Below are 13037 nucleotides of genomic sequence, written 5' to 3'. Positions count from 1 at the left end.
TCACGTCTATACAACTAAAAAAATACTGTATTTGAAGGAGATAAATTATCATGGAAAAAATCTTTAAAGTAACTAGCGACTCAGGAATTCATGCTCGTCCAGCAACTCTACTTGTAAACACTGCAAGCAAATTTGGTTCTGACATCAACTTAGAGTATAACGGAAAAAACGTTAACTTAAAATCAATCATGGGTGTTATGTCTTTAGGAATTCAACAAGGCGCGGAAATTAAGGTCACTGCAAATGGTGATGATGCAGCTCAAGCACTAGCAGCTATCGAAGAAACTATGAAAAACGAAGGATTAGGAGAATAATGACTCTTAACATTCAAGGGATCGCTGCATCAAGTGGGATTGCTATTGCAAAGGCTTTCAGACTTGAGAATCCTGAATTTAACATTGAAAAGAAATCAATTACAGATGAAGCTGCTGAAATTGCACGCTTAGACGCTGCGCTTGAGAAAGCAAAATCTGAACTAGAAGCTATTAAGGACCATGCTTTTGCTGAGCTAGGTGCTGATAAAGCTGCTATCTTTGAAGCACATTTATTAGTATTAAATGATCCAGAATTAGTAAATCCAGTAAAAGATAAAGTAAATGGCGAAAAAGTAAATGCTGAATTTGCAATGGATGAAGTTGCATCAATGTTTATTTCTATGTTTGAAAACATGGATAACGAATACATGAAAGAACGTGCTGCGGATATTCGCGACGTAACAAAACGTGTGCTTGCACATTTACTAGGAATTAACTTCTCAAACCCTGGTACAATTTCTGAAGAAGTAATCATCATTGCTGAAGATTTAACACCATCTGATACAGCTCAGTTAAACCGTAAGTATGCAAAAGGTTTCACAACTGATATCGGTGGACGTACATCTCACTCTGCAATTATGGCTCGTTCTATGGAAATTCCAGCTGTTGTTGGTACGAAAGTTGTTATGGAGAAAATCCAAAACGGCGATATCGTAATCATTGACGGTTTAGATGGAGAAGTAATTGTAAACCCATCTGAAGAAACTCTTCGTTCTTTTGAAGAAAAGAAAGCGAAATTTGAAGAGCAAAAAGTTGTATGGGCAAAATTAAAAGACCAAGCAACTGTAACAAGTGATGGACATCACGTTGAGCTTGTTGCTAATATCGGAACACCAAATGATGTACAAGGTATTATCGATAATGGCGGAGAAGGCGTTGGTTTATACCGTACAGAATTCTTATACATGGGCCGTGACAATCTTCCAACAGAAGAAGAGCAGTTCGAAGCGTATAAAGCAGTTCTTGAAGGTGTAAAAGAAGATCAACCAGTCGTTGTTCGTACACTTGACATCGGTGGAGATAAAGAACTTCCATACTTACATTTACCAAAAGAAATGAACCCATTCTTAGGATACCGTGCAATTCGCTTATGTCTTGATGAGCAAGATGTGTTCCGTACACAACTTCGTGCATTACTTCGTGCTAGCGTATACGGTAACTTAAAAATTATGTTCCCAATGATTGCAACTCTTGATGAGTTCCGTCAAGCGAAAGCAATCTTATTAGAAGAGAAAGCAAAACTTGTAGAAGCAGGTACAACTGTTTCTGATTCTATTGAAGTTGGTATGATGGTTGAAATTCCAGCTTCAGCGGTATTAGCAGATCAGTTCGCAAAAGAAGTTGATTTCTTCTCTATCGGAACAAATGACTTAATCCAATACACAATGGCTGCAGACCGTATGAACGAACGTGTAGCTTACTTATACCAACCATATAACCCATCTATTTTACGTCTTGTAAAAATGGTTATCGATGCTGCTCATAAAGAAGGCAAATGGGCTGGTATGTGTGGTGAGATGGCGGGAGATGCACTTGCTATCCCATTATTATTAGGCTTAGGTTTAGATGAGTTCAGTATGAGTGCAACATCTATTCTTCCTGCAAGAACACAACTAAGCAAGTTGTCAAAAGCAGAAATGGAAACATTAGCAGAAAAAGCATTAACAATGTCAACTGCTGAAGAAGTTGTTGAATTAGTTAAAAGCATATAATAGTAAAAAAACCTGAGTCGATTTGAAATCGGTCTCAGGTTTTTTCTATGAGAAAAGTAAATCTTATTTTGCGGCTATTGAGGATAAAGAACAGAATTAGATAGCGATTGCAACGATATCAGTTGGGCAAACACGTAAAATGCCAGTAAAAGTATTTCGATTTTGATTGTTCTTATCGTCTTTATTGTTATCTTTGTTGTCTTTGTCATTACGAGCTAAAGCAGAGAAAAGAGCAACACCGTTAGCGAAACCTTCAAAAATTACATTATTGAATGTTCCGTTACCTCTAATGCTTAAAAGAGAAAGCTCTGTTCCAACTGAAATGCTAGCAAGTACGTTACATACAGCTGTTTGTTGTGGTTTTACCTCTCTCTCTTTCTCGCGATGGTCACGATGGTCGCGATGGTCACACTCTCTTTCACGATGATGACAGTCTCTAAAGTTATCACAGCATCCAAATGATCCAAACATAATCCTCATCACCCCCTTCACACTTATAATCTATGTAAGTTCGGTAGTTAGTGACTGGACAGATAATGGAAATTTTTCTAGGGGATTTTCTCATTTTAAATGACTAGATGGGTATTTAGTATGGAATGATGTTTAAAATAGGGGAAATGTCACAAAAAAATGTAAAGACCACCGAAATGAATGAATTAGGTAGCCTTTACACTTTTTTACTTTTATATAAAACGATGATATATACAGGAAGAGCTAAGAGTAGTGGTGCAATGGATCGTGCAGTATGTTTTTCTGCTTCTAATTGTAACGCTTCTTCTTTAGGGAATTGTAACACTGATATGTTTGCAGCATCGCCAATAAAATATAGCAGTAGTACAGTTACTATGTAACTCAAAAGTGCGATAAAGCTTCCGTATGAACTCAATGAAAATCCCTCTCTTGTTATCTATTTGTTATCATTGTATCACAATTGTAACAAAAATACACGGTTATATTTCAATACTTTAACAAATTTCGACACAAAACGCCATATTTGTTTATGGTGATAGCGTAAAAATTACAATTTCTCTATGTATAGATGTCGAATAATACATTGTAATATTACGGATGTGTGACAGAATATAAAAAAACGAAGGTAATGAAATTACCTTCGTTTTTATTATTTCGCGCATTCACTTACTTGTTCTACGCTCATGCGCGGTGCAGGGTGACCTTTTAAAGTTGATTCACCAATTGTAATAAGCATAATTGGTACGTAACGAGATGAAACATTAAATTCTTCCATTAGTGCTTGTGGGTTGAAACCACCAATTGCGCAAGTATCCCAGCCAGTTGCTTTAGCAGCAAGCATAAGTTGCATTGCTGCTAAAGCAGCATTTGAAAAGGCAGCATCTCGTGGGTATTGCTCACGAGTATATGCAGATTCAATATTTTTAGCTAAGCGCTCTTTTGCCTCTGCTTTCATAAATCCTTGTTCTACAATTGGACCGTAAACAGGTTCAACATTTTTATATGCCTCTAAATCACCTAAAATAGCGACTACGGCAGAAGCATCAAGAATTTGTTGTTGGTTATAAGCAATTGGGTGTAATCGTTTTTGTACATCTTCGCCTTGGAAAACAAGGAATTTCCAGTGTTGCAAGTTCCAAGCAGAAGGTGCTTGCGCAGATGCTTTTAAAATTTCATGTAACTCTGTAGATGAAATTTCTTTTTCAGGGTTGAATGCACGTGTAGATGTGCGTTCATATAAAACGTTAAAAAAGTCGTTGTTTGTCATTATATATCCTCCAAATTACATATCAACTTAATATGAAATAAATGTAATATACTCTACTTACATTTTGTAAGTTATTGAATTTAAGAATATAATACCTTTATTTTAATTGTCAAGTTTTAAATAGTAAGGCAGGGCATTCATACAAACGATACAATTCCTACAATCATACACTAAAAAAGGAATTTATTGAGTAAAAAGGCGAAGATAACATTCTCAATTAGCTTGTTAATATGTATCCCTCACTAATCGAATTTTTTTGAGAACAATTTTTTATAAAATGATTGTGAGGAATTCAGTAAAACAAGATATATGAAGTGAGTGAAGACTAGTGATGAACATACTACATTTTTTATTAGAGAATACTGTTTTCCAAAATGTATTACAAGATCTTCAGTTGAATGTCCTTTATATAGAAGATGGATGTACACATCAACAAACGATAGAAAATGTCCATCCAAAATGTATGTTTATAGCAAATAGTTTTGAAGAAGGAGAAATATTGTTTCATAGAACTAGACCGCATATTGTAATTATGTATGTAACAGATTTTGCTCAAATAAAATATATAAAGAATATATATGATTCACGGAGTACATTCATTATCATTTGGGATCAACTGATAGACAATCAGTTTGCAGATTTACTACTGTTAGGAATACGTAATATTGTTATAGCACCAGTAACCCCACAAGTAGTACTAGAGGAAGTGAATAAGAGTTTATATCAGCTTTCTTTAGTGCGACAAGTAAGTTTACAACAGGAATTGCTTCAAACGATGTTTGATTTTCAAAATGATTTATTATTTATAGTAGAAGATGATGAGATTGTTGATTGTAATACGAATTTTTTACAATTCTTCGGACATGATAATTTATTTACGTATCGTGAACAACATTTAGTGTTTGCAGAACATCTTATTAGAGAGAACGGATATTATTCGACGACTCACGATATAACATGGCTGGATGATACTTTATCAAATGGAAGAAGAATTAAAATGTACAATTATGAAGGAGAAGCATTTACTTTTCTATTACGTGCGACACCATTACCAGAAGATTTATCGCGATTTATAGTAAAATGCACAGAGATTACAGAATTAGATGAAATCTATCAAGAGCAAGAAAGATTGGCTATGATAGATTCATTGACAGAAATATATAATCGCTTGAAATTCCAACAAATATTGGAGACAGAGTGGGAGAATGTATTACGTAATGATGAAAAAGTTGCACTTATTTTGTTTGATATAGATAATTTTAAATCAGTAAATGACACATATGGTCATGATTTTGGCGATTTAGCATTAGTACAACTTGCAGATCTTATGAAATCTAAAGTTGAAGATCAACATGTATTTGCAAGATGGGGAGGAGAGGAATTTATAATATTAGTGACAAATACGGTAGAAAAAGAAGCGTTTCAAGTTGCGGAATCATTGCGATTTTTCATTGAAACAAAGCATTTCTCTGGAATTTCGAAATTAACAGCGAGTTTTGGAGTTGCGTTATATGAGCAAGGGATTACAAGAGAAGAGTTAATGCAAAGAGCGGATATTGCGTTATATGAAGCGAAAAAAAATGGGAAAAATCAAGTATGTATATATAGAAAAGAAAAAATGTGATTTTTCGCAACAAATTGTTGCGATTTTTTTTTATTACTTGATAATAGAATATGGGGGACCATTTTAACCGAGAAGCTCCCACTTCAAGTAAGCTCGCAAGAGAGACTAAGTGGTGGGTAGTTCACATGAAGTAATTACGGAGGAACAATATGATAAAAAAAATAATGGTTATGGCTTCACTGTCTGCTGTAGTTTGCGGCGGAGTATACTATTTTCTCTATAGTCCCGATCCAAAGGAACAAGCAGTATTAACAACAAAGGTAACTCCTGCTATTGAGTCAGAGGTACAGGATAATATAGAAGAAGTACAAAAAATTGATTATGCTAGTATATCTCAAAAGTTAGATCAGTATTTAGTAGGAAAGCAATTTAATGGGACCGTTTTGGTGACAGATAAAGAGCATGTTATATTGAATAAAGGATATGGATATGCTGATGTTCAAAATAAAATAGAAAATACGCCTCAAACAAAATATCGTATCGGTTCTATTACGAAAACAGTTGTTGCTACATCCATTCTACAGTTACAAGAACAAGGGAAGTTAAATATCCAAGATAATGTAAATAAATACATTCCTTCATTTCCAGCAGATAAAAATATCACGTTATATCATTTATTAACACATACCTCTGGTTTGCCTGAACATGCCAAAGGAAATGTGAATGCAGCCTCCCGTTTACAGTTAATTAATTGGATTGGACGTCAAAATGTAGAATTTCCTCCAGGAACAGGTTGGAGGTATACAGATTATAATTATATGGTGCTTGCTTTTATTATAGAAAGTATATCGAAAAAGCCTTTAGGAGATTACATAAAGGAGAATATATTTACAAAAGCAGAGATGCATGAATCGGGTATGGGAAATATGGTACCTGGAGATAAAAGCTTCACGAAGGGTTATGTGAAGAAAGACCAAGATCTTGTACCAGCGCAAAAATTAGGAATGGACTGGTTATATGGATCGGGTGAGATGTATACGACAGTAGGGGATATGAAAAAATTAGATGAAGCGATTATAAATGGGAAGCTTCTTTCTGAACAAAGCATACAAGCGATGTTTACACCTTCAGCAGAGAGGAAATATGCATTTAGCTTTTACATATATCCTGATTTTTTCCATAACCATGGTGTATTATCTGGTTGGAATACGTTTAATAATTTCAATAAAGAAAAAGGAACGTTTGTTATTTTATTCTCAAATGTGAAGAATAGTTTGGATGATGATTTTAATAAGGAATTTCGGAAGATGGTAAATGATTTATTAGAACAAAGGGGATGAGAAGATGGAGAATAAAAATTTATCAATAGGTTTCATCGGTATTGGTGTAATGGGAAAAAGTATGGTACATCATTTAATGCAAGGCGGTCATAAAGTATATGTATATAATAGAACGAAAGCGAAGGCAGCTTCTTTAGTGCAAGAGGGTGCGACTTGGTGTGATACACCGAAAGCGTTAGTAAAGCAAGTTGATGTTGTTATGACGATGGTTGGTTATCCTCATGATGTAGAGGAAGTGTACTTTGGGATTGATGGAATTTTAGAACATGCAAATGAAGGTACGATAGCAATTGACTTTACAACATCTACACCAACATTGGCAAAACGTATTAATGAAGTTGCGAAAAGCAAGAATATATATACATTAGATGCACCAGTATCTGGCGGGGACATTGGGGCTAAAGAAGCAAGACTAGCAATTATGGTTGGTGGAGAGCACAGAATATATGATATTTGCTTACCTCTATTTGAAAAACTAGGAACAAATATTCAGTTGCAAGGCCCTGCTGGGAGTGGACAACATACAAAAATGTGCAATCAAATAGCAATTGCTTCTAACATGATAGGCGTATGTGAAGCGGTAGCATATGCGAAAAAGGCTGGACTTAATGCAGATAAAGTATTAGAGAGTATTTCGACAGGAGCAGCAGGTAGCTGGTCATTAAGTAATTTAGCTCCTCGAATGTTAAAAGGAGATTTTGAACCTGGCTTTTATGTAAAGCATTTTATGAAAGATATGAAGATTGCTTTAGATGAAGCTGAAAAATTACAATTACCAGTACCGGGTTTAACCCTAGCGAAGGAATTGTATGAAGAGCTAATCGCAGATGGAAAAGAGAATAGCGGAACACAAGTATTATACAAAAAGTATATAAGGGGGTAAATGGAATGGATCTCCAAAAGTTTGACGAGATGATTGATGCTGTGCAGCGAGCAACTTGTGTACAGATTAATGATAAGCAAAAAGAAGCTTTTAAACAAAAATACGATTTTGGACCAGATTTTGAATATGGAAGAGATGAGAAAGGGCATTATGTTATCCGAAGCTCGAAAAAGATGTTAGAGGAAATGGAGTTTTATTTGGCATTGAAATATGATCGGGATGGAATTGTCCTTTATATGCATGCTGAGATTGAAGGGACATGTCATGTATCCGTTAGCTACAGTGAAGATGCACTTCATTTGCAAGAATTGTTTCAATTTCTAGAAGAAAATAAATAAAAAGTCCTCATTTGAGGACTTTTTATTTATTTAGGCAGGCATAATATTTAAGTTGGATAATTTATCCCGCTATTTGTGGGCAGTAAAACTCCCACTGATTAAAGTTTCACTTTATAGGCTGGAAGCGCGGCGGCATCGTTCAATAGGGAATGGAATAACTTGGGCAATGTGATTAGGGCCGAGCTGTTTCGCACGAGCGTGGCGTAGTATATAAAATGCGCACAGAATAGAAACAGGAATAGCACCATATAAACCGAAAAATAAAGCGCTTACACATGATGCAACAAAACCTAAAACACCAACTTCTAATTCTTCCATAATAGCTCCTAAAATGACAGGAATAGCTCCGCATGTAACTCCTAGTATAAGTGCGATAAGTAAACTCATGATTATCCCCCTCTGTTTGCAATATTATTTTCCTTCTTATTAGTTGTAGTATATCATACGTAAAACAGAATTTTCAGAAAAATTCAAAAAAAGTTCAATAAATGTTCAAAAAATATTCCGGAATGTACTTGATAAAGTGGAATTGTGATTCGATATAGTTGATTTGAACAAACGAAAGGGACAAATCATTTTAGTAAATAAAAAATCAGGCTTACTTCAATGTTATGAAATAAGCCTGGTCCATAGGAGGATGTATATATGTAGAGTGAATAAAAGGTTGGAAAAGGGGTTCCAAGTTCTTTTATTCAACTAGCTACCTTAATAAATTGGAACCCAACCTTCTGTTGTAACAAAAATACGAATAGCTACAACTTGGCGATCATCTTGTAAGGTGAAATAGTGTCTTGCATTTTCAGGCACAGATATAAGATCACCAGGCTCGAGTTCAACGTCAAAGAATCGACCATCTTTTCCTTCAATAGCGAAGATGCCATGACCGCTGACAATAAAGCGAACTTCATCGTCAGTATGATGGTGTTCTTTGTGGAAATTAATTAATAACTCGTCAAGGTTAGGTGTGCTATTTGAAAGTGAAATCACATCATATGCTTTATAACCTCTGCGCTCTGAAACATCAGCAATTTCTTTTGAAAACAACGTTAATATTTCAGCTTTGTTTTCATCTGTTAAGGAGTAATTTTCTTTTAAATGAGTAGGAAGTTTAGAAATATTCCATTTCTCATATAAAACATCTTCTCCTTGTAGAAAGTTTGATACTTCTACTTCATTTTCAATACGAGTATTTTCCTCATGAATACGAATTTGCGCCATTAGAAACGCCTCCTTGAATTGATAATAATTTTATATGAAATTGGAATAAAAACTCATAAGCTTCTAATCTTTTTTTTGCATCAAAGCTATCACGGCCCCATACGGTAATGCCATGGTTTCGAATTAATACTGCTCCTGAATCTCCTTGTATATGCTTTCGGAATTTCTCTCCAAGCGTCGGGATATGGGCATCATTTTCGATAATAGGAATGTTAATCGTTGCACCTTCTTCCCAAATATCAAGAGCTTTAATAATCTCTTGATTTTGAAGGGTGACTGCATCACTATACAAATTTGTGATGACATTGTTATCAGTTGTATGAACATGAAGTACGCACCCGGCGTTCGTATTGTTATAAATATGTGTATGCAATATTGTTTCTGCCGAAGGGCGTAACTCAGTTTCTAAAACGGGAACTCCTTGATGATTTACTAATAAAAAATCATCTGGAGTGGTTTTTGTTTTATCTTTGCCACTTGCTGTAATAAGAAAAGTAAGGGGATCATGACTGACTTTTATAGAAATATTTCCACTCGTTGCTGGAAACCAATTCCGAGTTGTTAATTCTTTTTTAATTTCACTTAAGTCATACCATTGACGAAAAAGTTGTTTCATAATTTCACCTCCAACAAATGTTTTAGTTCAGCTAGAACATCGTGAAATGTTTCAAACGGTGTATAAGCAATACGATTTTCTTCACACTTTGTAATAAGGAAGTCACGGGCGAATACTTTATCTGCTTGTTTTGTTGCTTGTAAATCAGTAATAGAATCTCCAATCACAATATGAAAATCATCTTTAGAGCTTAGTTTACGAATTAATGATGATTTACAGAGACCACAACTATGCTGACATTGCTTGTCACAAGGGTGCGGCCATTTCACTTCAACAAATTCTCCTGAAAAGTCAGTTGCATTACAATAAATTTGTTCTTTAGGGATTATTTCTTGTAAGAGTGGATAGACGAAGAAATCCATTCCACCTGATATAACGTAAAAGGAAATGTTATTTTCATTAATGAATTGTATGAATTCATGAAAACCTGTACGGATTTCAGCAGTTTCTTGTAAAAACTGAATAATATCATCGTGTAGATTAATAGGTATTAATCGAAATAATTGAGAAACACCTTCTTGAATAGAAAGTTCTTGCGATAAAATTTTTTGCTTTATTTCCTCTGCTTCTGGTGGTGCGAATTTTTCCATAATGGACATGATATTATCGTTATTTGTAATCGTACCATCGAAATCACAAAATACTTGAATACTCATAATTTCACCTCATGAGAAGGATTTCCCCATATTTGTAGTGCGCTATGCAAATTTATTTCATCCACTTCATGGAGTGGTTTACCTTGTAAAGTAGCTTCAATTGCAGCACGGAAAGCTTTGCCACCACCTTGAGCTCCATTTGGATGCCCATGAATCCCGCCGCCGGCATTAATAACAACATCCTTACCAAAATCTCGTAAAATAAAGGGAACGAAACCAGGATGAATTCCAGCAGATGGAACAGAAAAACTTTTCTTGAAATAGTGGTCTTCCTCAGTTAATGCTTCTGTAATGAGAAGAGCTTCCTCTTTTTCTAATGCAACGTTGCCGTATGGTGATGGGAATAAAGAGAAATCAGCACCAGCGTAACGTAGTAATTTTCCAAGTAGTAATGGAGAAGAGAAACCGTATAGTTTCGATGATGAATATGCGCCACTTACAGCAGGGTGTGCCATAATAGGAATTGGAATTTCATCGTCTTCTACAAGTGCTTGCAGTACATCTAATCCATAAGAAAATACATTAAATAAAAGAATGTCTGCTCCAGCTACCACCGCACGTTTCGCGTTTTCTTTTAAATCATAAGTTCGACCTGTTAAATTTACTGCGTATAAAGTTTTATGCCCGTAAGTTTCGTATACAGATTGTAAAACTTCTTTCCCAGATTCAATTCTTTTTATAAGTGGTGTTAATGAGTTTTCGAATAAAATTTCATCATCTTTTACAATATCTACGCCTCCAATTGCCTGATCGCGTAGTTGAGTTTTTAAATATCCAATATTCCGTCCTATCATCCCTTTGAAAATACTCATTAGAAGAGGTCGATCTTGAACTTGTAAAAGGTTTCGGATGCCTTCAATTCCAAATTTTGGTCCAGGGAACTGTTTCTTTAATTCGTCTGAGAATGTTAAATCAATTAGTTTAATTTCTCCATCTAACGAAAGTTTTCCAAATGTTGTTGTCAAAATGGCTGGTAAGTCAGGGCTAAAGTTCAGCGATGGATAATGAATTTTAATGAGTCCACGTGATACTTTTTTGCCAAGGTAAGAGTTAATATGTTCTTGTTCGTCTAACGCTTCAATATGAATGACATTGCCTTTATGTTGTTTTAATTGTTCTTGTAATAAGTGTGGTAAATGAGTCCATGAACCAATTGTTAAACCGATTGCAATTTGTTCTGCTTTCTTTTCTAAGTTGTGAGAATCATCGTGGATTAAATATGTCGCTATAATTCCGCTCATTGTTATAACCTCCTAGTTAAATAAAAAAACCTCTCAGCTAAGGAGAGGTTTTTTTACAACCAGCTCCTTATCTGTCAGCGTAACGCTGCGAGAATTAGCACCGTGTCTACAATTGTAGATCGGTTGCCGGGTTTCGTCGGGCTCGTCCCTCCACCTGCTCTTGATAAGAAGTATTTAGAAATGTTTAAATTTTTAAGATAACTGAATTTTGTCAGATATTTTTTATGTTGTCAATGACTTTTTGAAAAAATTTAATTTATCAATTCGATTAATTGCTTCTCGTAATCTATCTTCTGTATGCAAGAGACCAACACGGACATACCCTTCGCCGTGCTCACCAAATCCAACACCAGGAGCAACTGCAACGTGTGCTTTTTCTAGTAAAATGTCAGAAAATTGCTCAGATGTATATCCTTTTGGAACAGGAAGCCATGCAAAGAATGATCCTGTTGGAATGTTTACTTTCCAACCAATTGAGTGACAAGCTGAAATAAGAGCATTTCTCCGAGATTCATAACTATTAACAAGATCTACCACACAAGACTGCGAGCCTAATAGTGCTTCGCGGGCAGCATCTTGAACTGCACCAAAAATACTAACATACATATGATCTTGCAATAGGTTAATAGTTTCGATGACACTTGCATTTCCTACTGCAAAAGCAATACGCCATCCAGCCATATTGAAAGTTTTCGATAAAGTGTAAATCTCAATACCTGTATCTTTAGCGCCGTCTGCTTGCAAGAAACTAACAGGCTTTTGACCATCGAATCCGATAGCACCGTAAGCGAAATCATGAACAACTAATATATTATGTTTATTAGCAAAATGAATGGTTGCATCAAAAAAATCTTTTGATGCAGTAGCACCGGTAGGGTTATTTGGATAGTTTAAAAACATTAACTTTGCTCGCTCCGCAACAGAGTCATCAATTTTTGTATAATCCGGTAAAAAATTATTTTCTGCAATAAGCGGCATTGTTTCAAATTGTGCTTTTGCTAAAGCAACTCCTGATAAATAATCTGGATAGCCTGGATCTGGAACGAGAATAGTATCACCAGGGTTTGTAAAACAAACTGGTAATTCTACTAATCCAGCCTTTCCGCCAAACAAAATAGCAACTTCAGTTTTTGGATTTACTACTACATCATATTCACGTTGATAGAATGTTGCCACGGCTTCTTTTAAGCTTTCGTGTCCGCGAAATGGCGGATATTTATGATGAATGGTCTTTTCAGCAGCATCTTGTAAAGCTTTAACGATATGCTGCGGTGTTGGTTGATCTGGATTACCTTGACCTAGATTAATAACATCGTGACCAGCTGCAACGACTTTGTTAACTTTTGCAACAAGTGAAGCGAAAAATTGTGTTGGCAATGATGTTACTATCTCAGAAGGTTGAAATAATTTCATACTT

15 protein-coding genes and 1 riboswitch are annotated in these 13037 nt (G+C 35.3%); of the genes, 6 read left to right on the top strand and 9 right to left on the bottom strand.

What is annotated here, in order from left to right:
* Positions 1-50 precede the first annotated feature (50 nt).
* Both ptsH and ptsP read left to right on the top strand, forming a co-directional pair.
* Positions 51-314, top strand: a complete 264-nt coding sequence (gene ptsH, locus SB773_RS04665) for a phosphocarrier protein HPr (RefSeq protein WP_002033915.1) — start codon at positions 51-53, stop codon at positions 312-314.
* Entirely contained in the window at positions 314-2026 is a 1713-nt protein-coding gene (ptsP, locus tag SB773_RS04660; protein WP_113769793.1) for a phosphoenolpyruvate--protein phosphotransferase, read from the top strand. Before ptsH ends, ptsP begins: the two co-directional genes overlap by 1 nt.
* A 96-nt stretch (positions 2027-2122) precedes the next feature.
* On the opposite strand, the gene SB773_RS04655 is transcribed toward ptsP, so the two are convergent.
* The 3 genes from SB773_RS04655 to SB773_RS04645 form a co-directional block, all read right to left on the bottom strand.
* Positions 2123-2497 carry a DUF3915 domain-containing protein gene (locus SB773_RS04655; RefSeq protein WP_002192615.1) on the bottom strand — a complete coding sequence of 125 codons (375 nt, stop codon included), beginning with the start codon at positions 2495-2497 and terminating at the stop codon, positions 2123-2125.
* 196 nt (positions 2498-2693) lie between these two features.
* Entirely contained in the window at positions 2694-2912 is a 219-nt protein-coding gene (locus tag SB773_RS04650) for a hypothetical protein (protein ID WP_002088422.1), read from the bottom strand.
* 234 nt (positions 2913-3146) lie between these two features.
* Positions 3147-3764, bottom strand: a complete 618-nt coding sequence (locus SB773_RS04645; protein ID WP_410588824.1) for a nitroreductase family protein — start codon at positions 3762-3764, stop codon at positions 3147-3149.
* A 331-nt stretch (positions 3765-4095) separates the two neighbouring features.
* Between SB773_RS04645 and SB773_RS04640 the strand changes: the two genes are divergently transcribed.
* The 4 genes from SB773_RS04640 (at position 4096) to SB773_RS04625 (ending at position 7889) form a co-directional block, all read left to right on the top strand.
* A complete protein-coding gene (locus tag SB773_RS04640) occupies positions 4096-5388 on the top strand; it encodes a GGDEF domain-containing protein (RefSeq protein WP_410588822.1) in 1293 nt (430 codons plus the stop codon).
* Positions 5389-5537: 149 nt separating this feature from the next.
* Positions 5538-6668 (top strand): serine hydrolase domain-containing protein, encoded by a 1131-nt coding sequence (locus SB773_RS04635; RefSeq protein ID WP_044442759.1) that lies wholly within the window; start codon positions 5538-5540, stop codon positions 6666-6668.
* A gap of 4 nt (positions 6669-6672) precedes the next feature.
* The gene (locus SB773_RS04630; protein WP_044442761.1) at positions 6673-7551 is read left to right on the top strand and encodes an NAD(P)-dependent oxidoreductase; all 879 of its coding nucleotides are present in this window, start codon (positions 6673-6675) and stop codon (positions 7549-7551) included.
* Between the two features lie 5 nt (positions 7552-7556).
* Complete coding sequence (locus SB773_RS04625; protein WP_002014892.1) at positions 7557-7889, top strand: DUF3909 family protein; 333 nt, start codon at positions 7557-7559, stop codon at positions 7887-7889.
* A gap of 111 nt (positions 7890-8000) precedes the next feature.
* On the opposite strand, the gene SB773_RS04620 is transcribed toward SB773_RS04625, so the two are convergent.
* From SB773_RS04620 to SB773_RS04595, 6 genes are all read right to left on the bottom strand, one after another.
* Positions 8001-8276, bottom strand: coding sequence for a hypothetical protein (locus tag SB773_RS04620; RefSeq protein WP_002014891.1), 276 nt, complete (start codon positions 8274-8276; stop codon positions 8001-8003).
* 318 nt (positions 8277-8594) lie between these two features.
* Entirely contained in the window at positions 8595-9107 is a 513-nt protein-coding gene (locus SB773_RS04615) for a 1,2-dihydroxy-3-keto-5-methylthiopentene dioxygenase (RefSeq protein WP_002088413.1), read from the bottom strand.
* Positions 9085-9723: a methylthioribulose 1-phosphate dehydratase gene (locus SB773_RS04610; RefSeq protein ID WP_002128926.1), complete on the bottom strand. Its 639-nt coding sequence runs from the start codon at positions 9721-9723 to the stop codon at positions 9085-9087. The genes SB773_RS04615 and SB773_RS04610 overlap by 23 nt, the downstream gene beginning before the upstream one ends.
* The gene (locus tag SB773_RS04605) at positions 9720-10379 is read right to left on the bottom strand and encodes a 2-hydroxy-3-keto-5-methylthiopentenyl-1-phosphate phosphatase (protein ID WP_060749680.1); all 660 of its coding nucleotides are present in this window, start codon (positions 10377-10379) and stop codon (positions 9720-9722) included. Before SB773_RS04605 ends, SB773_RS04610 begins: the two co-directional genes overlap by 4 nt.
* On the bottom strand, positions 10376-11620 hold the full coding sequence (gene mtnW, locus SB773_RS04600) for a 2,3-diketo-5-methylthiopentyl-1-phosphate enolase (protein WP_002167727.1): 1245 nt from the start codon (positions 11618-11620) through the stop codon (positions 10376-10378). The genes SB773_RS04605 and mtnW overlap by 4 nt, the downstream gene beginning before the upstream one ends.
* Before the next feature lie 64 nt (positions 11621-11684).
* A riboswitch (SAM riboswitch) is annotated at positions 11685-11790 on the bottom strand.
* 52 nt (positions 11791-11842) lie between these two features.
* Positions 11843-13033, bottom strand: a complete 1191-nt coding sequence (locus tag SB773_RS04595; protein WP_410588816.1) for a pyridoxal phosphate-dependent aminotransferase — start codon at positions 13031-13033, stop codon at positions 11843-11845.
* Positions 13034-13037 lie beyond the last annotated feature (4 nt).

This window comes from Bacillus sp. SIMBA_074, assembly GCF_046534555.1.
Classification (GTDB): domain Bacteria; phylum Bacillota; class Bacilli; order Bacillales; family Bacillaceae_G; genus Bacillus_A; species Bacillus_A mycoides.
The sequence above is the reverse complement of the archived record's forward strand: the minus strand, read 5'-3'. Positions and strand labels throughout refer to the sequence as shown.

Bases quoted from the DNA above. Each gene is read 5' to 3' on its own strand.
- ptsH (WP_002033915.1), top strand. From the start codon at position 51: ATGGAAAAAATCTTTAAAGTAACTAGCGACTCAGGAATTCATGCTCGT.
- ptsP (WP_113769793.1), top strand. From the start codon at position 314: ATGACTCTTAACATTCAAGGGATCGCTGCATCAAGTGGGATTGCTATT.
- SB773_RS04655 (WP_002192615.1), bottom strand. From the start codon at position 2,497: ATGTTTGGATCATTTGGATGCTGTGATAACTTTAGAGACTGTCATCAT.
- SB773_RS04645 (WP_410588824.1), bottom strand. From the start codon at position 3,764: ATGACAAACAACGACTTTTTTAACGTTTTATATGAACGCACATCTACA.
- SB773_RS04640 (WP_410588822.1), top strand. From the start codon at position 4,096: ATGAACATACTACATTTTTTATTAGAGAATACTGTTTTCCAAAATGTA.
- SB773_RS04635 (WP_044442759.1), top strand. From the start codon at position 5,538: ATGATAAAAAAAATAATGGTTATGGCTTCACTGTCTGCTGTAGTTTGC.
- SB773_RS04630 (WP_044442761.1), top strand. From the start codon at position 6,673: ATGGAGAATAAAAATTTATCAATAGGTTTCATCGGTATTGGTGTAATG.
- SB773_RS04625 (WP_002014892.1), top strand. From the start codon at position 7,557: ATGGATCTCCAAAAGTTTGACGAGATGATTGATGCTGTGCAGCGAGCA.
- SB773_RS04620 (WP_002014891.1), bottom strand. From the start codon at position 8,276: ATGAGTTTACTTATCGCACTTATACTAGGAGTTACATGCGGAGCTATT.
- SB773_RS04615 (WP_002088413.1), bottom strand. From the start codon at position 9,107: ATGGCGCAAATTCGTATTCATGAGGAAAATACTCGTATTGAAAATGAA.
- SB773_RS04610 (WP_002128926.1), bottom strand. From the start codon at position 9,723: ATGAAACAACTTTTTCGTCAATGGTATGACTTAAGTGAAATTAAAAAA.
- SB773_RS04605 (WP_060749680.1), bottom strand. From the start codon at position 10,379: ATGAGTATTCAAGTATTTTGTGATTTCGATGGTACGATTACAAATAAC.
- mtnW (WP_002167727.1), bottom strand. From the start codon at position 11,620: ATGAGCGGAATTATAGCGACATATTTAATCCACGATGATTCTCACAAC.
- SB773_RS04595 (WP_410588816.1), bottom strand. From the start codon at position 13,033: ATGAAATTATTTCAACCTTCTGAGATAGTAACATCATTGCCAACACAA.